Below are 20,010 nucleotides of genomic sequence, written 5' to 3'. Positions count from 1 at the left end.
ATCCATGTCCAGCATTGTGAAATTGGTCGCCGCCTGCGAAGCGGATTTTGAAGACCTGCTCGCCCTGCGTATCCGCGCCATGCAGCCGAGTCTGGAACGTCTGGGTCGCTTTGACCCGCAACGTGCGCGCGAGCGCCTGCGCGCTAGCTATAGTCCGGCAGCGACCCGGCATATCATCCACGATGAGCAACGCGTCGGCTTTGTCGCATTAAAGTCCTGTGAAGGTGGGATCTTGCTCGACCATCTCTACATCGATCCCGCATTTCACGGACGCGGAATCGGCAGTCAGGTGCTACAGCAAATTTTTAGCGACATCGACCAGCAAGAGGCAATCTTGCATGTCGGTGCTTTGCGCGATAGCGAGGCAAACCAGTTCTATTGCAAGCACGGTTTTATCTTCAGTCACGAGACCGAATGGGACCTGTATTACCAGCGGCCTCCCCAATCACTTCGTACATAAATTTACGCTTGCCGTTGTCAACGCTAAATACCAGTCGCTAACTACCAATCGCCAATTACTAATCGCTAACCGCCAGCCGCTCACACCAGAAAACCACATCTATTTTTACGGAATATTTTTATGCAAAAAGGCATACTACAAGCGCTACCAGCCCATGCGTCCTACCTCACATTTCACGTCAAAGCGAACGTCGATGCCGCCGCGATACGTGAGGCATTAGCCGCTTTGACAAAACTCGTTGACGGTGAACAGATCGTTCTGGGTATCGGCGCCAATCTGGCCGATAAACTCGGTGTCGTGATCAATGGATTACGTAACTTCGATGGCGTAGAGGGTAGCCGTGTCCGACTGCCGTCGACCCCCGCCGACCTCTGGTGCTGGCTGCGCGCCCCTGAACGCGGTGCGCTGGTCCACCATGCTCGCCACATTCAGACCGCATTGCAAGACGCCTTTGAGTTACAGCATCAATTAGATGCTTTCAAATACGACACCGGACGCGATCTGACCGGCTACGAAGACGGCACAGAAAACCCCCATGACGACGCCGCTTTCGCCGCCGCCATCGTGCAAGAGCAAGGCGCAGGGCTAGACGGCAGCAGCATGGTCGCTGTGCAGCAATGGGTGCACCAGTTCGAGAAATTTGATGCCATGCCCGGCGAGGATCAGGACAATGCCATCGGCCGCCGCAAAAGCGATAACGAAGAACTAGACGACGCGCCCGAATCCGCCCACGTCAAACGCACAGCACAAGAAGATTTTGCCCCGGAAGCATTCTCACTGCGCCGCTCCATGCCCTGGACAGAACAAGGCAAAGCAGGCCTGAACTTCGTCTCATTCGGCAATTCGTTCTATGCATTTGAAGCACAATTACGCCGCATGTCCGGCGCCGAAGACGGCATCGTCGACGCCCTGTTCAAATTCAGCCACCCGGTAAGCGGCAGCTATTTCTGGTGCCCCGCGATGAAAGACGGACGGGTTGATTTGTCGTTGCTGGGCATCGCTTAAAAATCTACAGGGGTATTCGCCGCACTCCGTTTTTTTAAAGCCCGTAAACACCGTTTGGCGCTGACCGATAAACTCTCACTGATACGATCATCGTCGTCTTCTACGATGCCGGATTTTTGTAAGAGACAAATCTGGCTGAGTTCATCTGCGTCGCGTAACAGTTTTCCCAGTGAGTTCGTTTGTTGGTCAGTTGAGGTGTTGTGCTGGTCGCCGGTCTGGTCAGTGATTGCGGTGATGACCTGGTCTGGAAACCCCCAATATTGACCTATCATGCCGGACAAAATATGTGCCTCGCTGAGTAGTCTGGCATGAAACCATGCATCGTTTGGTAAGGCTTGCTGGCGACCGGAGCGGTCGGTTATGCGTAGCGCGACAATCAAACCGACGTTTTGTAGCAAGCCCGCCAGAAAAGCCGGAAAAGGATCTTTGCCGTGTTCGATAGCAAACAGACGTGCTGCGTTGGCGCATAGCTCGGACTGTTCCCAGATGACGGGGGCCAGGAGTTTGGTCAGTGTTCCGGTTTGTACCTGAATAATCGGGCGAAACGATACCTTGGCCAATAGCATGCGCAGTCCATTTTGACCTAGCAGCATGACGGCACTTTCCAGATTGTTGATCTTACTGGTTGGGTTGTAATATGAACTATTGACCTCTTGCAGCACTTCGGCGACCAGCACGACATCTTTGGCGATGGTGTCGGCGAGATATTTACTTGAAGTGTTTTCGTCACGCAGGCTTTTAAATAGCTCTGGCAATACGGCGGGCACGCGTGGAATTAAGCCTTGACCGGCAAATTTACTACGTCGCAGTTCTTGCAGTTGCTCCAGCAATTCTTCCTGCTGGAAACGGAGTTTTAGTGTGCTGAGATTTGGCGATGGCGCGGGAATGCCGGATGCAACGGGTAGCTCAGATAACAGCCATGCCAAGTAGCGCGCATGCCAGTCTGCGTCTGATGGGGCATGCGTTCGATCCTGATTTTGTTCAGAGACAATGGAATTGTCTGCCGAGGTGGTTCTGTACGGGACGGCAGCGTTGTCCTTCGCAAAGAAGCGCCTGATCCAATGTGCCAGACTCACCAAAATACGATCCTTTATTTCAAGAGTTCAGGGCGTTTCAGCAGTTTTAGGAAGCCGTCCATCGGTACGGGTTTAGAGAACAGATAGCCTTGAAATGCATAGCAGTTGTGTTCGATCAAAAAGCTGCGTTGGGCTGAGGTTTCTACGCCTTCTGCGATTACGTTCAGTCCCAGATTGGTTCCGAGTGAGATGATGGCGCGGACAATCGTTGCGTCGTTTTCGTCATCGCTTAAATCGCGTACAAACGACTGATCGATCTTGAGCTGGTTCAGCGGCAGACGTTGCAGATAGGCGAGTGAGGAATAGCCGGTGCCAAAGTCATCCATGGAGAATGAGATGCCGAGCTTTTTCAGTTCATGCATTTTTTCCGTTGTGGCATCCACGTTGTCGAGCACGGTGCTTTCGGTCAGTTCGATTTTCAGGCGAGTCGGGTCGATATCGTGCCGCGATACGATCTCGCTAAAAGTATCGACAAAATCAGCTTGCTTAAATTGCTTCGCGCTGACGTTGACGGCCAGGCTCAGGTGGCGGGTGTCTTCATTGTTTTCCCATTGTTTGAGCTGGGCGCAGGCAGTTTCCAGTACCCACAAACCGATTGGGATAATCAGGCCGGTTTCTTCTGCGAGGGGGATGAAATCTGCTGGTGAGATAAAGCCGCGGTCAGGATGGATCCAGCGCAGCAGCGCTTCTGCGCCGATCAGATTGCCGTCAGAATTCACCTGCACCTGGTAATACAATTCAAACTGATTATTTGCCAGCGCCAGACGCAGATTGGATTCGAGCATCATGCGCACGACCAGCACGGCTTGCATCGCGGGATCGAAGAAGCGCACGGCATTTCGCCCTGATGTTTTGGCCTCATACATGGCGGTGTCGGCGCGCTTGAACAAATCCTTGACCGTGATGTCGTTGCCTTGGAACAGACAGACGCCGATGCTGCTGGAGCCGTGATGTTCAAAATCCATGATCTGGTAAGGCAGGCTTAATAGCTGACGGATTTTTTCAGCGATGCGGTCGGTTTGCTGAATTGCTTCATCGCGGCTGGTACTGAGTTCTTCGAGTACGACGACAAATTCGTCGCCGCCCAGACGCGCGACTGTATCGCTTTCGCGCATGCAGGTTTGCAGGCGGCTGGCGGTTTCTACCAGCAAAATATCGCCGGCGTCATGACCGCGTGTGTCGTTCAAGGTCTTAAAGTTATCCAGATCGATGAACAGAATGGCGCTGTGCGTATCACTGCGGCTGCTGCGTGAGATCAGGTGTTGCAGCCTATCCATCAGCAGACGCCGGTTGGGTAGTTGCGTTAGCGGATCATAGAAAGCCAGATTACGGATTTCTGCTTCATAACCTTTGTGACGGCTGATATCTGTGAAAGAGCCGATATAGTTGGTGACTTCGCCCTGACTATCCGAGATCGCTGTCAGCGTGATCATCTGGGGATATATCTCGCCGTTCTTACGCTTATTCCATAGTTCGCCTTGCCAGAATTGATGTTGTTTTAGCGAGTTGAGCACAGCGTCGTAGAAATGATCGTTTTGCTGCTGAGTGTAATAGTGCTGAAGTTTTTGGTGTAATAACTCTTTACCGTCAAATCCTGTAATCAAGGTGAACGCATGATTTACGCGCAACAAATGCCATTGCGCGTCGGTGACGAAAATGCCTTCTTGTGATTCGAAGGTAAAAGCGGCGATCCTGAGGTCTCTTTCGGCATTCTTACGGTCAGTAATATCGGTCACAAAGCAATGCCATAACATGGCGCCGTCAGGCTCAGGCTCCGGCAAGCCGTCGATATACAGCCACCTCACTGAGCCATCCAGACGATGAAAGCGGAATTCACTCTGCCATGCGGATTGGGTTCTGGTGGCCTCACGAATGGCGTTTTTACCGTTCTCCATATCGCGCTGATCAACCCGTTTGAACAGGAATAATGCATCGTGTGCGACCTGTTCTTGCGAGACTTCAAAGATACTCAGTATCGCATCGCTGGCATAGGGAATGCAGGCGCTGCGGTCAGGCCGGATGCGGTATTGCATGACCAGGCCCGGTAAGCGGGACGCCACTTTATTGATGCGTTCAAACGCTTCTTTTACCTCTTGTGCAGCCTTGGCACTTTCTGCCTGCAGCGCTGTGATCAGCAGCGCCAGGATTGCCATGGTTGTCATATAGACCCAGAGTATCAGCAGATTTCCGTGTAAATCAGGACTGGTAAAAGGCCCGCGACCAGTCGAGGTTGCCCAGGCCGCAAATATGGAAGATGCCAGTGCCGTCAGCGATGCCCCGGTTACGCCAAAGCGCAAGGCTGGCCAGACGATCGCAGCGACGGCAACAAACGTCAGTTGCAACTGGTACTCTGGCATTAAAAAAATCGACCAGTTGATCGCGCATAAAATCGCGATGAAAGCCAGTGCCTCTTTTCCACGGTTGTGCAACAGGGCGAGTGATTGTAGCGATACCGAAAGCAATAGCGGTGCGATCAGCAGCGTACCTACGACATCGCCAGCCCACCAGGTCATCCATACCGGGGATATTTCCTGAATCAGGCCATATCGCCAGAGCGTGAGGCTGCCGCCGGTTGCAGAGACCATCATGCCTGCCATCGATGCCAGCGTGAACCAGACGACATCTTTACGACGGATAAAATGACGGTTGAATTTCAGGTGACGCAGGATCAGCGTGCACAGCAGGGGACCCAGGGTATTTCCCAGCGACATGGTCAGAGCGATCGGGATGCTGAAACCGGCGCTGAGCTCTAGCACGACGGAGCCAATATAGGTCGCAAATAACATGCGGTTGCCATAACGCATGAGCCCCGCAACGGCGATACCAGCTGGTAGCCACAACAGGCTGACATTGGGATTGACATAGGGGATCAATAAGCCAAGTCGTCCTGCAAAAAAATACGCAGCGATCAATAACAAAAAGCGTCCCATGAACGCATGACGCTTTTTTTGAATCGTCGGCTGGAATGCTGGAGTCTTGAGCATGAAATAAGCAAGCGTTAAGTGAGACGGCGCACACCCATTATGCGACAAACTTAGTCTAAGCCAACAAATTTCGGAATTTCATCATCACTTGCCGGCACTACGCTTCGTCCAGCGTTGTACGAATACAAACAAGGGACCGATACTCAGCACCAGAACTACCATCCGCGTGACGTGGAAGGCGGTTACGATAGGCACACCGAGTTGCAGGGTTTTTGCCGTCAGTGACATTTCTGCAATGCCACCCGGTGCGGTGGCAAGTAGGGCTGTGGCGGTATGGATTCCAGACCAGGCAGCAAGCGTCATACCGCTGAGCGCTGCCAGTAATAAAGCCAGCGCACTGCATAGGGCGACACTGGCGAGATAACGCGGTGCGGTTGTTAAAAAACTGGGATGGAAGCGGGTGCCTAGCGAAATGCCAATCAGGAGTTGCCCGGCATTGATGACCGCCTGTGGCAGCGCCGACAGATTGATCTCGGCATAGCTTAATCCGGTTGCCACCAGCAAAGGTCCGATGACCCAGGCATTCGGTAAGTCGAATTGCCGCATCAGCACCGCACCGCATATCGTTGCCGCCGTCAGTAACAACAGACCACCAAGCACTACCGTTTTAGCGCCCTGCACATAAGGATCCTGACCATGTACCTCCCACAAGCGAAAGCCGAACGGGATCACCAGAACCACGAGCATAATACGCAAACTATGTGCTGCCGCGACCTTGTCTACTTGAGCGCCGTGGCGTTCGCCCTGATTCGCCATCTCTGACGCGCCACCCATTGCCATCGCAAAAAAACTGGTGCAAGTATCGATACCGCTAAGCCGGTGCAGCAGCCATCCGCACACGATGCCAATCAGGATGGCGACCAGAACCGCGAGCAAAATGTACGCTGCAAATGAGCTGACGATGTGCACGACCTCGGGTGTGAAATACAGACCAAGCGCCGTACCGATCACCCATTGCCCGGCTGCACGTGCCGCTGGCGGGCTGCGCAAATCGGCGCCGCTCACACGACATAGTGCGGTTGCCAGCAGCGGGCCGATCATCCAGGGTAAAGGAGACTTGAGCCAGACGCAGATCAGGGCTGCGACAAGGCCTAGCAGTAGTGTTTTGCTGAAGGCGAATAGCATCACGGATCTTTAAATAACGTAGTACGTTGTTGTGGAGATTACCAGCCGGTAGTGAACCGGCGGCTGCGCACTTTTTTCTATTCTCTGGTCTGATACATCAGATATATCTGACACATTTGACACGAGCGGCAGCACCGCAGCGGATTAAGGTCAGCAGCAGCCTCAAAATCAGTCATATTTGCAGCGCTCTGATCTGCCTGATATTTCAGATATTGAGGCGGAAGCAAGAACTCAATATACCCACAACTTATCCGCATCCAGTTGCAACCAATACTCACCCTGCTCCAGCTTATACGGTGAGTAAGCGCGTAAGCTGCCCTCGCTACCGGCATGTCCGAACAGACATTCCCAGCGGTCGCCCAGATACATACAGGTAGTCAGCGGCAGCTTGATGGCGTTATCGGTTTGGGTATCGGACAGACGAACTTTTTCGAGACGGATAATTGCTGTGGCATCGTCGGCCACGTTCTTGCCGCGTAGGCTGGCCTTGAGCTGACTGCCATTGACATCGAGCGTGACGAAGTCGCCATCGCGGCTGACGATTTTGCCGCGCAGCTTGTTGTTACTACCCATGAATTCAGCGGTGAACAAGGTGTTCGGCGTTTCATACATGCTTTGCGGCGTGCCTTGCTGCTCGATGACACCGTTGTTGAGCAAGAGAATGCGGTCAGAGATGGCCATTGCCTCACCCTGATCATGCGTCACCATCAGCGCGGACAGATTCAGCCTGACGATCAGCTCGCGTAAAAAAGCACGGGCTTCTTCGCGCAGCTTGGCGTCCAGATTTGACAGCGGTTCGTCCAGCAAAATCACTGGCGGGTTGTAGACCAGCGCACGTGCAATCGCTACGCGTTGCTGCTGACCGCCGGACAACTGATGCGGGAAACGTTCGCCCAGATGCCCTAGGCCGAGTTGTGACAGCACATCCTTGACCTTGGCAGCTATGTCGCTGGAATTCATTTTACGCAGCTTCAGGCCGTAACCGACGTTGTCGGTCACGGTCTTGTGCGGCCACAATGCGTAGGATTGAAACACCAGCCCCAGATTGCGCTGCTCGGCTGGCATCTCCCAGTTTTTACTACCGTCAAAGACATTGCGCTCACCGATATGGATGGTGCCGGTCTTTGGTGATTCCAGGCCGGCGACGGCGCGCAGCAAGGTCGTTTTTCCGCTGCCGGACGGACCAAGCAAGGCAACCACTTCACCCCGCTTTAACTCCATCGATACGCCTTTGAGAATCGGGTTTGCAGTGGCGCCTGAGCCGTATTCCAGGGTCAATTCGTGTACGCTTAATTCGGACATAGTGTTCTCTCAGTAGTCTCAATATTTTTCTAAATAATTTTTTGATGGTTTGTGATGATCGGTAAAATTAGCTCACCATCAGTGACTTAACTTCACACCAAAGCGTAGTGCCAGCCCCAGTCCTATTGCGACCAGCGCAATATTGATGAAGGACAAAGCCGCTACCAGATCAACCGAACCGCCCGCCCAAAGCGATACGATCAGGGCACCAATTACTTCCGTACCTGGTGAGAGCAAATACACACCGGTTGAATATTCACGTTCAAAAATCAAGAACACCATCAGCCAGGCACCCAGCAGACCGAACTTGACCAGCGGCAGTGTCACATCACGGGTCACCTGACCGCGATTCGCACCGACGGCGCGAGCGGCTTCTTCCAGTTCCGGGCCAACTTGCAACAAGGCGGTAGAGATCAGACGCAGACCGTATGCCATCCAAACCACTGAGTAAGCAAGCCAGACCGAGAAAATAGTCGAACGTAAGGCACGTAATTGCGGAATCAGATTATCGATCAGCCAGGTCGCGACAACGTTATCAAAGTGCTGCAAACCACCTTCCAGCCACGAGGGGACGAACAAAAATACCCAGAGGAAGGAGAGGCCCGCCAGCAAGCCCGGAATCGCTCGCGGAACCAGCACGCTGTAGTCGAGAACGCGGGTAATGCCGTCAGGTTTGCGATGCATTGCCAGAGCAATCGCGGCATAACAAATTACCGCCAGACCACCACCGATGATGCCGATTAATACAGTATTCAGGATGCCGCGCATCAGGGACGGTTGTTCAAGAATATCGCGGAAATGTTGCAGCGTAATCACATCCGCAAGCTTCACACCTTCGCCCCAATACGAGACGAACGCACGCAAGACGATACCTGATAAAGGAATTACGACAGTGAAGATCAGCCAGGCTGCCAGTACCGCAAATGCCAGCCATTTCCATTTGCCGAGCGGCAGAGGTTTTTGACGTGAGCCCTTGCCTTTAATCGACACATATTTATTTGCTGATTTCAGCATCCAGCGCTGTACCATTACCAGCGGCATGGTAACGGCAACCAGACAGACAGCCGCAGCTGCCATCAGGTGGTAAGACGGTGTACCGAGCTTGTTCGTCAGTTTATACAGATATGTCGCCAGCACCAGATGACCTTCAGGGTCGCCCAAGACCAGCACCAGACCGAACACTTCAAAACCGAGGAAGAATACCAGCACGGCGGCAAACGCCAGTGCAGGCATGATCATCGGCAGGGACACATGCAGAGCCACCTGAAACGGCGAGGCGCCTGCGATACGTGCTGCCTCTTCCACATCGGAACCTAGGCTTTTCAGCGCGGCAGACGAGTACAGATAAACATGGGGTACGTGGGTCAGACCGGCAATGATCACGATGCTGATAAATGAGTAAATATTCCAGGGCTCCACACCAGTTAGCTGCTTGATCCACAAGGTATAAAAACCAACCGGGCCCATCGACACGACATAGCCAAACGCCATCACCATCGGTGACACAAAAATTGGTACCAGTAATACCGGCTCTATCCAGCTACGTCCAGGCAGATCGGTACGTATCATCAGAAAAGCCAGCAAGCCGCCTAGCGGCACGGCGATTACTGCCAGACCGGTTGCCAGGATCAGACCGTTCCAGAATGCATCACGAAAATCAGAATCATCAAAAATAAAACGGTAGGAATCCAGACCAAAGGTTTTGATCGGCGCAAAGAAGGGCGCTGATAAAAAACTCTGGAACAAAATTAAGGAGAGAGGCGTAAAAATCGCCAGCAAGGCCAGCACAACGACCACGCCGCGTGGCCAGTTGAATTGCGACCACTTACTATGGCGCGGGAGGGAGAGGGTTTGCATAATGACCTTATGGATATCAGCTGTCCTGTGAGCGGCAAAGAGACGGTACCTGCGCCGTATCATCAACTCAAAGTCGGCATCCTGTTTTGAGATTGGATACCTGAGATGAGTAAGATTAGCGCAATGGTATAAGGTATCAATGCCAAATCGATTCGCAGCAGTCCTGATGGATGAATCCCTACGGAAGACTGCTGCGAAAAAGAAACAGGATTATTTTTTACCTGCAGTGTCTTTCCACTGTTTCAGGAAAGCCAGACGTTTTGCCTGATCCAGATATTGCAGCAGCATAGGATTGACCGGCAAAGGTTTCAGGCCAATACCAATTTGTTTTGCTAGATCGGATGAAGTCGTTTCACCTTTAACATCGGCACGGATCGCATACAGTTTGGCTTCATTGGCGATGAGTGTCTGACCGCGTTTAGACAAGGTGTAATCGAGCCAGAGCTTGGCAGCATTAGCATGTTTGGAGGCTTTGCTGATGAACATGACGCGCGATAATACCAGGGTGTAATCTTTTGGTATTTGAACACCGATCGATGGATCTTTCGCCGCACGGACCAGCGCGTATGAGCCGAGAATGTTATAGCCAATCAGGTTTTCGCCAGATGAAATACGTTCCAGCATCGTGCCTGTGGATGACTGTACGCGGACGCTGGCAGCGCCGAAGGCTTTAGCCAGTTCCCAAAAATCTTTGTTCTCACGGCTATCCTGCGTAATAAACATAAAACCGACGCCGGATTTTTCGATGTCATAGGTGGTGACTTTGTTCTTGAATTTGTCCAGTTTAGAATTGATCAGTTTGGCAAATTCGGCATGCGTTTTCGGGACTTCATCGGCACTGACCAGACGCTTGTTGTACACAAAGACGGCTGGTTCAAATGTGGTGCCGTAAGCAGAGTCGTTCCAGACAGCCCATTGCGGAATACCGCTGACTTCTGGCGATTTGTATTGCAAGCCATAGCCGTCGGAGACCAGTTTGGTTTGTAAATCCATGGCGGATGACCACATTACGTCAGCGCTATTACCGCCAGCAGCCATTTCGGAAATATAGCGGTTGTAAACCTCAGTCGAATTCATGTCGTTGTACTCGACCTGAACTTCAGGATACATACTTTTGAAATCTTTAATCAGAGGTTCGACCGCTTTGGTATCCGTCGCGCTGTAGATAACGATTTTGCCTTCTTTTTTTGCCGCATCAATGATCTTGCTGTAATCCGCCGGATAACCTGCCGGTACCTGCGCAATACTGAAACCCGCTAAGCCCAGACCGATACTCGCGATGCTGGCGACAATCCATTTTTTTGACATCATGTGTCTTCTCCAATGTTGTTTTTTATAAAAACTGATGAAACAAATTAACTCGGTTCCCGTCAGATTTTTCCGTACGAAATTACCTCATACGACGCTATCTGCGGAACCGATTTACTAAATCAACGCACTAAACCAAATTCTTTCGCCTGCTGGCGATAATTGATGACGGCCTTATCAATATAATTCGTCAAGTCCTGACCTGTCATCGCAAACGGATAAAGGCCGTGTAATTTACGGTCTTCATCAAAGCCCGGCTGTGCCATGGCATGTTGAAATACATTAACCCATTTTTTGTAGTCAGCGTCGCTGACCTGCGGTCCCATGTACACACCGCGAATGATAGGCCAGGTCACGTCGTAGCCTTGCTCATGCGCTGTCGGCACGTTCGCCAGCGCACCTGGCAGGCGTGCATCAGAGAGCACAGCGAGCACCCGGATTTTGTCGCCTACCGCATGCAGACTGGCTTCTGAGGCATCACCGGATACCGCTTGAACATGTCCGGCCAGCAGCGCGGTAAAGGATTCGCCGCCGCCTTCAAATGCCACCAAGCGCAGCGATTTAGGATCTACATTCGATTGTTTGGCAATTTGCGCCATTTTTAACCAGTCCTGGCTGCCGATAGTGCCGCCGGCGCCGATGGAAACTTGTGACGGCTTATCTTTAATGGCGGCCATCAGCTCGCGCAGGTTTTTGTATGGAGAGTCGCTACGTACCGCGATCATGCCGTAGTCGGTACCGATGCCTGCTACCCAGCGTACATTGCCGGTCGTCGATTTGCCGAATTTGCCTTCTGCCAGATTCAGCAGGGAGCCGCCAGAGTAGGCGACCAGAGTATTTGCTTCGGCACTGCGCTGGGTAATGATCGAGGTCCACGCGACGGCACCGACGCCGCCGGGCATATAGCTAACTTGCAGCGCATGTGCACCCAGCGCTTTTTGTGCGAGTTTGCAGGTCTGATCCATGCCGCCGCCAGGTTTTGCCGGTACGATGCACTGCGCAGGTACCGGCACACCCGCAACTGCCTGTGCCGCCAGCAGGCCGAATAGGCAACCGGTCAGTGATACTACAAATTTTGATGCTGATAGAGGCATGTTGGCAGACGTAAGTTGGATCACACTAGTCACAGCAAAGGCAATTTTTAAGTTCGCAGCAGAGTGTACGCGTTCCAGTCTTTCAGTAAGCTTTCATCCGATATCTGTGGCAAGCGGGTGCAATGCAGCATCAACAAAGCGTATCGGAGATAAATTTCAGTGGAGTTACGGCGCAGAAGTTCTGTATCATAAAAAAGACGCAGTCGCTCTTATTCCATTTCTTGTCATTCGTGTTGTTGCCCGCGTTTTGCCGTCCGGGCATTGCATCATGTAGAACAGAAATGACTCTCTTTCACCTGTTTTTAGTATTCAACATGCGCATCCTGCTCGTCGAAGACCATGTAGAACTGTCCCGCTGGCTTGCCAAAGCACTGCGCGACGCGCATCTGACCGTCGAGTGCGCGATGAATGGCGCGGATGCGGATGCCTTATTGCACACGCAGGAATACGCCTTGGTGATACTCGATCTGACTTTGCCTAAAATGGACGGACTCGACGTACTCAAGCGTATGCGCGCGCGCGGCAGCAAAACGCCGGTGCTGATACTTACAGCACGTGGCGGTTTGCATGATCGTGTACAGGGGCTGAATCTGGGTGCCGACGATTATATGGCGAAGCCGTTTGAACTCGAAGAACTCGAGGCCCGCGTCAAAGCCTTGCTGCGTCGTTCTCAGGGGAACGAAGCCGTAACCCTGACCTGTGGTGCACTGAGTTTTGATACCGTCACCCGTTTATTCTCGTATGATGCAGCCTCGTTGTCCCTGACACCAAGAGAGCATGCGGTGCTGGAGGCGCTGATCACACGCCGTGGACAAGCCGTCTCCAAGGAAAAATTATTCGATGAAGTATTCGCTTTAGACGATGAAGCAAACCTGGATGCGATAGAAATCTATATCCATCGCCTACGAAAAAAACTAGAAGCAGTCAGTGCCGGTAGTGTGGCAATCACAACTTTACGCGGGATAGGATATTTGCTTGAAGTACGTTGAATACCTGCTCCCGGTCACCTTACTAATACTGAAATGAAATACAGCCTGATCCACGGTAAAGAACTCGACACAACGCTGATTGCTCGCTGGCATGAGCTGCGGATGGCGACCAAACAATATCAGAGTCCTTATTATCATCCTGCTTTTACCCAGATTGCTGCGGACGTCCGGGACGATACGCGGCTTGTGGTGTGTGAAGATGGTGGACAAGTGGTGGGATTTTTACCGTTTCACCGCTTAGACGCCTTGCATGCCCGCCCGCTGGGTTTATTCCTGGCGGATTATCAGGGGCCTGTTACGGCGTCTGGTGTACGGCTGCCAGCCGGGCCCTTATTGCGGGCGATGGGGGCGCGTTATATGGGCTTTGATCATATGCCGCAAACGCGCCAGGACTTTAGCTCGTATGCTTGGCAGCACAGTCGTTCGCAAGTGCTGGATCTCGACGGTGGTTTTGAGGCATACGCCGGACGACTGGCAAGCTTGCAAAACGTGAAGCAGGCCGGTGTCTTGAAAACCATTAAGCAGATGGAAAGAAAGCTTTTACGGGAGCGCGGCGAGTTACGCTTTACACTGCAAAGTTTCAGCGATCAGGATTATGAGCAGCTTTTGCAAGGTAAGTCGGCGCAATATATTCGCACCCTCGGTGAGGGGCGCGATACTTTTGCGATTCCTTGGGTCAGACAAATGCTGGATCAGATTCGTGCCCGTAGTACGGCAGATTTCGGCGGTATGTTATCGACGTTGCATGTCGGCGACGAATTAATCGCGGCACATTTTGGCATGCGTGCGGGGAAGGTGCTGCATTTTTGGTTTCCGTGGTACCGGCTTGATTATGCGGTGTATTCAGCGGGTCTGATCTTGCTGAAAGAGTGCGCCAGTCATGCGCAGGAAACAGGTTTGAGCGTGATTGATCTCGGTCGTGGCGAGCAGCCGTATAAGACGCGCTTTGCGACTAGCACTGTCGCTTTGTGTGAGGGGGCGATCAGTAATCCTGACCTGCTCCGGCAGGCGAAGCACGCTTATCTGCGTACGCGCTGGGCACTGCGTGATTCGAGCCTGGGTCAGAAGATCAAGTCTTATAAAAATAATTCCCACCACAATAAGTCCTGAACCGGGAGTATCCATTTTCATGCGCTGGCTCTTCCCGGGAAAGACCGATACCGTAGGCAGTTTGCGTGGCCAGTTTCTGCGCTGGCTACTCATACCTCTGGTCATTCTGGTCGCGCTGAATGCCTTTTCTGTTTATCGCAATGCACTGGATGCCGCTGATCTTGCCTATGACCGTTCTTTGCTCTCGTCTGCACGGGCGCTGGCTGAGCGGGTTGCTATTGTAGATGGCAAAGTCGTGGCCAATGTGCCCTATGTGGCTCTGGATAGTTTTGAGACGGATACATTAGGACGGCTTTACTACAAAGTCACCGGTGTCAATGGAGAATTCGTCTCGGGTTACGAAGATTTGCCGACGCTGCCAAAAAATGTACCGCGTTCAGATATTTATCCGGCGCTGGTGCATTTTTTTCATGCCGATTATCAGGGGCAGCCTATCCGTATTGCGGCATTGTTGCAGCCAGTATATGACGATCAGATGCGTGGTATTGCCCTGATCGAGGTTGGAGAAACGCTGGATGCACGACGCGGTTTGTCTCGTACTATTCTGATTGATACCCTGCTGAGACAGGCGGCGCTGGTGCTGGCGGTAGCGCTAATGGTCTGGGTTGCGGTGCGTTTTGTTCTACATCCGCTGATGCAGTTAAAAGAAGAAGTTGAAACTCGTGAGCCTACGGATTTATCCGACTTTGATGCAAGTCTGGTACATAAGGAGATACGGCCGCTGATTAATGCCATGAACGGTTATATGGCGCGCTTGCAAGCTCTGATCAGCGGACAAAAACGTTTTATTGCCGATGCCTCCCATCAGTTGCGCACGCCGCTGACCGTGCTGAAAACACAGGCAGAACTCGCATTACGTGAAAATGACGTGGTCGCCATGCGCCACATCGTACAAAGTATTGCCAACACCACCGATGCAACCGTGCACTTGGCAAACCGCTTGCTGAGTCTGGCCCGTACCGGTCATGGCGCGGCTGAAGCGGCGATGAGCCCGGTGGCTCTGAATCAGGTGGTGCGGCAGGTTTGTGTCGAGCTTGCCTTGCCCGCCGTAAAAAAACATATCGATTTATCGCTCGATGCCGATCAGGATATTGTTTTGCCAGGACAGGAATTGTTGCTGCATGAAATGGTGACAAACCTGCTTGATAACGCCATTCGTTACACGCCGGAACATGGACGTATTGCGATACAGGTAAGGACCGAAGTGAAGTCCCGCTCGCACTATGCCGTGCTGGAGATTGAGGACAGCGGACCGGGTATCGCCATGAGCGAGCGCGACAAGGTGTTTGAACCGTTTTACCGCGCTGCTTCGTCGAGTCAGATTAACCCGGGTGGTGCGGGATTGGGCCTGAGTATCGTGCGGGATATTGTGGCGCTTCATCAGGGGCAATTGCGTCTCGATGATGGCACGCAGGGGGCGGCGCAGGGGGTAGGTTTACGCCTGACTGTGATGATGCCTCTGTACATCGTCAGCTAAATCTTAGTTTGCTGTTCTGCTTTTAAATGCGGTACGATACTCAGTATAGTATGACTTAGATTATCTTCTTTCCGCACATCAACTAACCGCAGGAGCACTACCATGGCAGATACTCCCCCACTTAAGATCGTTCAAGGCACCGCATTAACCGAGCAACAGAAGAAAGATTTGCTGCACCGGCTGGCGCGGGTAGAGGGCCAGTTGCGTGGCATTCAGAAACTGATTGCCAAGGCCGCGGAACCGGCTGACTGCGATGGCATTGCTCAGCAAATGTCGGCCGCACGCAAGGCGCTGGATCGTTCTTTCGTCACTTTGCTCACCAGTTCCATGGTCACACATGCGGAAAAATCCGCCAGCGTTGAAGACGCGGTCGATCGCGCGAAACATTTGTCTGCATTTTTGGATAAATTCGCCTGATTTATTCTTTGTAGTCTGCTCAGGCTTGCAGGCGTGATCGCCAGGCCTGAGACAGAATAAGCCGGTCTGATTACCCTTATGCTGTGCGACATTAGATAGCGGACTATTCCGTGCATCCCGTCCTGCGAGTGTCTGGATGTTGCCAGACCGGTTCTCTCTCAGTAATGTTGCTAGTCCTCTGTCTGCAACAGCGTAATATTTCAACATCACTCATCAACACATTCGCTAGTGTTGCTCTCACGACTCACTTTCACAACTCATTCTCACGACTTATTCTCCACTATCTCACGAGGTTTTTATGAACGATTTTAAAATTTCCGTGGCAGCCCTGCGCACGGCGATTGCTGCGTTTTGCCTGACCGCATGTGCCGTGCATGCACAAACCGTGAAGGAGGCGCCGTTACGTGCTCATCTGGCGTTTCTCGCCGATGATTTGCTGGAAGGTCGCGGCACGGGGCAGCGTGGCGGTGATCTGGCAGTTCGCTACCTGGAGACGCAGGCGGCAGCGATAGGATTGCAGCCAGTGACAGGACATACCTATCGGCAGTCCGTAGTGCTGACAGGCGTGCAGACTTTACCTGCCAGTAGTCTGCGGTTTGATGTCGGCGGGAGCGGTGGGAGTAGCGGTAAGGGCGGCACGCGCATTAATACGGAATTTGGCACAGAGGCGGTGTACGGTACAGGCGGAAATCAGGCGGAGGTCAGCGTCAATGCTCCGGTCATGTTTGTCGGCTACGGTATCCGTGCCGATGACGAGCGCTGGAATGATTATAAAAATGCCGATGTCAAAGGCAAGCTGCTGATCATGATGGTCAACGATCCGCAACCGACGGTGGCCGAGCCGGAGCGTTTTGGCGGTAAGGCACTGACTTACTACGGACGCTGGACTTACAAATACGAACAGGCGTTGCGCGAGGGCGCGGCAGGTGTTCTGCTGATTCACACCAATTCGTCAGCATCGTATGGCTGGAGCGTGCCGGTAAATAGCTTCAGCCATGAGCGCTTCCATCTTGATGGAGTGGGCAATGCGCTGGAAGGCTGGCTGCACGAGAATACCGCCAAAGCCTTGTTCAGTGCGGCCGGACAAGATCTGGATGCGCTGCGTGCGAAGGCAGAGAGCCGCGACTTTCAGCCGGTTTTGCTGAATGCCACGGTACAGGCAGAGTTGAAAGTCGCAGTGCGCAAGGTTGAGCAATTCAACGTGGTGGGCATCGTGCCGGGAACCGATCCCAAGCTGAAAGAAGAGGCCGTGATCTATTCCGCCCACTGGGATCATCTGGGCAAAGTGCCCGCTGCCAGCGGTGAAAAGGCGGATCACATCTGGAACGGCGCGATCGACAACGCCTCGGGTGCCGCTTCTCTCATGGCGATGGCGCAGGCTGCAGTGGCGCATCCGGCCCGTCGCAGCCTGATATTTTTATGGCCTTGCGCGGAGGAGCAATATCTCCTTGGCAGCGCTGCCTATGTGAAAAATCCGCTCTGGCCACTGGCAAAAACCAGTGCCGACCTTAACCTCGACAGCATGAATTTCGTTGGCAAAACCCGTGATATCGGCGTCGCAGGCAGTGAGCGCAGCAGCCTCAATGCCACCGCCGCTCTCGTGGCAAAGCAGATGGGCATGCATCTGGCGCCGCAAGTGCCTGACTTGTCCGGTAGTTATTTCCGTGCCGATCATTTTAACTTTGCTCGCGCTGGGATTCCGGCATTCAATGTGGGTTCCGCCGTGTTTTCGGGCGACGGTCATTTTGAATTTGAGCAAAACGATGCAGCCTCGAATGCGATCATGCACGGTTTCACCAGGCATTATCATCAGGAGACGGATCGTTATGATCCTAAATGGGATTTATCTGGCATGGTGCAGCAGGCGCAATTTACCCTGAACCTGGGCTATGCCGTTGCCAATGCGCCGCGCATGGCAACCTGGAAGGCAGGCGACGCGTTTGGCAAGATCCGGCGTTGATTCATCTGAGCAGTTACCCTATCAACGATCAGGCCGCCAGATGCCTTGCCTGTCGTTGTGGCAGGGATTTGGCGTCGGTTTTTTTCTCTGCGCTTTTTTGCGTGCCTTTATCTACCTTGTCCAATTTGGCGGCAGACTTATCGCTGACATTTTTACGATTTGCCTGACCGGCGTAATCGCTGCCTAGAATCTGTTCAACCAAGGCATCATCCATATGGCGTTCGCTGCGTAACCATTCTCCGACCAGCGCCGCCAGGCGTTCAAGCGCGATCCGGTGAGTAGCATCGGTGCGCTGATACAGCCAGTCGGACAAATCCATAAAGTGCTCAAACGGCGTTTCGCCGAGCACGTACGGCAAGGTATGACCAAAGCGCCCTGAGTTCGCCACCAGATCCCAGTAGCGGGCAAAACGCACCAGGCGCTGCATCGTGCTGAAATCGATCGTGCTATTCGCCAGAATGGTATAAGGCGGATAAGGATCGAAGACCATGCCCCACTCTTCGGTATGACGGATAATCGGTGTGCCGCGCAGGCGTTTCAGGATACCGAACTGGATCTCATGCGGTTTGAGCGCATACAGCTTGTTAAAGCCTGCAGCGAAGCTTTCTACCGTCTCTCCGGGCAATCCGGCGATCAGGTCGACGTGTAAATGTGCTTCCGAGTTCTCGCATAGCCAGCGGATGTTATCGGCGGCTTTTTGATTATCCTGTTTACGGCTGATGCGTGCCTGTACCTCCGGGTTAAAGCTCTGGATGCCAAGTTCAAATTGCAGCGTCCCTGGCGGGAATTTTTTAATACCCTCTTTCAAGGCATCAGGCAGATGATCAGGCACGACTTCAAAATGCGCGAATACTGGATCCTCCGGATGTGCTTCCAGTTTATCGAGGAAGAATTGCATGATCTTCAGGCTAGTTTTGATGTTCAGATTGAAGGTGCGGTCAACAAACTTAAACAGCCGTGCTCCGCGGGCATGCAGATGTTCCATCTCGGCCAGGAACCGGTCAATTTCAAATGGCCAGGCAGTTTTATCCAGCGCGGATAAACAGAATTCGCATTTAAACGGACAGCCGCGTGACGCCTCGACATACAAGGTGCGGTGCTTGATGTCTTCATCGCTGTAGAGATCGTAGGGCAAGTTGATGTCGGCCATTGGCGGCTGGACACCGGCGTGGATTTTCATCAAAGGTTTCGGGCCATGTAATACCTGGCGACAAATCTCCGGGAACGTCACGTCGCCCCAGCCTGTGATGACGTAATCGGCTAATTTGACGATGTCTTGTTCCGCGGTTTCGTAGGAGACTTCTGGTCCACCGAGAATCACGACGACCTCAGGTGCAACGCGTTTCAGCAAGGCAACGACCTTGGTGATTTCTTCGATATTCCAGATATACACGCCGAAGCCGACAATGAGTTTTTCTCCGGCCTGACGGTGCGACAAGAGTTTTTCTACGATTTCGGTGGTTTTCGCACCGGTCACAAATTCCTGCAACCGGGTTTGCTCTTGTAAGGCACCCATGTTCGCGAGCAGATAACGCAGACCCAGTGAAGCGTGGGCGTAGCGGGCGTTGAGGGTGGAAAGCAATATGGTCATGAGGCAGGGCGTACAGCGATCAATAAGGGGGAAGTCCGTATTGTACGCTGCTCTATCGCGAAATCCGGGCGACATCCTATTGTTGTCAAAACGGCTCGGCCGCAGATTCGTGACTTTCATCCTCCACTTTTTGCATTTCGTCGCATTGCCATCGCAAGTGACAAACACATTGTCTACAGTGCATACATCGACAGAGCAAATACAGATTCAGACCAGGCACTATCGATCCAAATTAACCATAAATGACAGAGGTAA

At 52.7% G+C, this 20,010-nt stretch carries 15 protein-coding genes; 7 read left to right on the top strand and 8 right to left on the bottom strand.

Annotated elements, in window-relative coordinates; translation table 11 throughout:
- Positions 1-4: 4 nt before the first annotated feature.
- Both ACO0K3_RS11805 and ACO0K3_RS11800 read left to right on the top strand, forming a co-directional pair.
- Positions 5-460, top strand: coding sequence for a GNAT family N-acetyltransferase (locus tag ACO0K3_RS11805; protein WP_422984801.1), 456 nt, complete (start codon positions 5-7; stop codon positions 458-460).
- Between the two features lie 120 nt (positions 461-580).
- Positions 581-1,465, top strand: a complete 885-nt coding sequence (locus ACO0K3_RS11800; RefSeq protein ID WP_422984800.1) for a Dyp-type peroxidase — start codon at positions 581-583, stop codon at positions 1,463-1,465.
- Here ACO0K3_RS11800 and ACO0K3_RS11795 read toward each other — a convergent pair.
- From ACO0K3_RS11795 to ACO0K3_RS11765, 7 genes are all read right to left on the bottom strand, one after another.
- Entirely contained in the window at positions 1,462-2,541 is a 1,080-nt protein-coding gene (locus tag ACO0K3_RS11795) for an HDOD domain-containing protein (RefSeq protein WP_422984798.1), read from the bottom strand. The two genes, ACO0K3_RS11800 and ACO0K3_RS11795, sit on opposite strands and share 4 nt — an antisense overlap.
- Positions 2,542-2,555: 14 nt before the next feature.
- The gene (locus tag ACO0K3_RS11790; RefSeq protein WP_422984796.1) at positions 2,556-5,525 is read right to left on the bottom strand and encodes a bifunctional diguanylate cyclase/phosphodiesterase; all 2,970 of its coding nucleotides are present in this window, start codon (positions 5,523-5,525) and stop codon (positions 2,556-2,558) included.
- A gap of 84 nt (positions 5,526-5,609) precedes the next feature.
- Entirely contained in the window at positions 5,610-6,650 is a 1,041-nt protein-coding gene (locus ACO0K3_RS11785) for an AbrB family transcriptional regulator (RefSeq protein WP_422984794.1), read from the bottom strand.
- 231 nt (positions 6,651-6,881) lie between these two features.
- The gene (locus ACO0K3_RS11780) at positions 6,882-7,952 is read right to left on the bottom strand and encodes an ABC transporter ATP-binding protein (protein WP_422984792.1); all 1,071 of its coding nucleotides are present in this window, start codon (positions 7,950-7,952) and stop codon (positions 6,882-6,884) included.
- A gap of 78 nt (positions 7,953-8,030) precedes the next feature.
- Positions 8,031-9,809, bottom strand: coding sequence for an ABC transporter permease (locus ACO0K3_RS11775; RefSeq protein ID WP_422984790.1), 1,779 nt, complete (start codon positions 9,807-9,809; stop codon positions 8,031-8,033).
- Between the two features lie 210 nt (positions 9,810-10,019).
- Complete coding sequence (locus ACO0K3_RS11770) at positions 10,020-11,120, bottom strand: ABC transporter substrate-binding protein (protein ID WP_422959338.1); 1,101 nt, start codon at positions 11,118-11,120, stop codon at positions 10,020-10,022.
- A gap of 119 nt (positions 11,121-11,239) precedes the next feature.
- The gene (locus ACO0K3_RS11765; RefSeq protein ID WP_422984788.1) at positions 11,240-12,211 is read right to left on the bottom strand and encodes a Bug family tripartite tricarboxylate transporter substrate binding protein; all 972 of its coding nucleotides are present in this window, start codon (positions 12,209-12,211) and stop codon (positions 11,240-11,242) included.
- 314 nt (positions 12,212-12,525) lie between these two features.
- Between ACO0K3_RS11765 and ACO0K3_RS11760 the strand changes: the two genes are divergently transcribed.
- The 5 genes from ACO0K3_RS11760 to ACO0K3_RS11740 all read left to right on the top strand — a co-directional run bounded on the left by ACO0K3_RS11760 (position 12,526) and on the right by ACO0K3_RS11740 (position 18,164).
- Entirely contained in the window at positions 12,526-13,200 is a 675-nt protein-coding gene (locus ACO0K3_RS11760) for a response regulator (protein ID WP_422955177.1), read from the top strand.
- 33 nt (positions 13,201-13,233) lie between these two features.
- Positions 13,234-14,310 (top strand): GNAT family N-acetyltransferase, encoded by a 1,077-nt coding sequence (locus tag ACO0K3_RS11755; protein WP_422984786.1) that lies wholly within the window; start codon positions 13,234-13,236, stop codon positions 14,308-14,310.
- A gap of 19 nt (positions 14,311-14,329) precedes the next feature.
- A complete protein-coding gene (locus ACO0K3_RS11750; RefSeq protein WP_422984784.1) occupies positions 14,330-15,787 on the top strand; it encodes a sensor histidine kinase in 1,458 nt (485 codons plus the stop codon).
- Between the two features lie 102 nt (positions 15,788-15,889).
- Positions 15,890-16,204, top strand: a complete 315-nt coding sequence (locus ACO0K3_RS11745; RefSeq protein WP_422984782.1) for a metal-sensitive transcriptional regulator — start codon at positions 15,890-15,892, stop codon at positions 16,202-16,204.
- Between the two features lie 298 nt (positions 16,205-16,502).
- Complete coding sequence (locus ACO0K3_RS11740) at positions 16,503-18,164, top strand: M28 family peptidase (protein ID WP_422984780.1); 1,662 nt, start codon at positions 16,503-16,505, stop codon at positions 18,162-18,164.
- A 28-nt stretch (positions 18,165-18,192) separates the two neighbouring features.
- On the opposite strand, the gene ACO0K3_RS11735 is transcribed toward ACO0K3_RS11740, so the two are convergent.
- A complete protein-coding gene (locus ACO0K3_RS11735) occupies positions 18,193-19,755 on the bottom strand; it encodes a DUF4080 domain-containing protein (RefSeq protein WP_422984778.1) in 1,563 nt (520 codons plus the stop codon).
- Positions 19,756-20,010 lie beyond the last annotated feature (255 nt).

It is taken from the genome of Undibacterium sp. Rencai35W (assembly GCF_049340185.1).
Taxonomy (GTDB): domain Bacteria; phylum Pseudomonadota; class Gammaproteobacteria; order Burkholderiales; family Burkholderiaceae_D; genus Undibacterium.
Note: the sequence above shows the minus strand (reverse complement) of the source record. Positions and strands in the feature narration are given on the sequence as shown.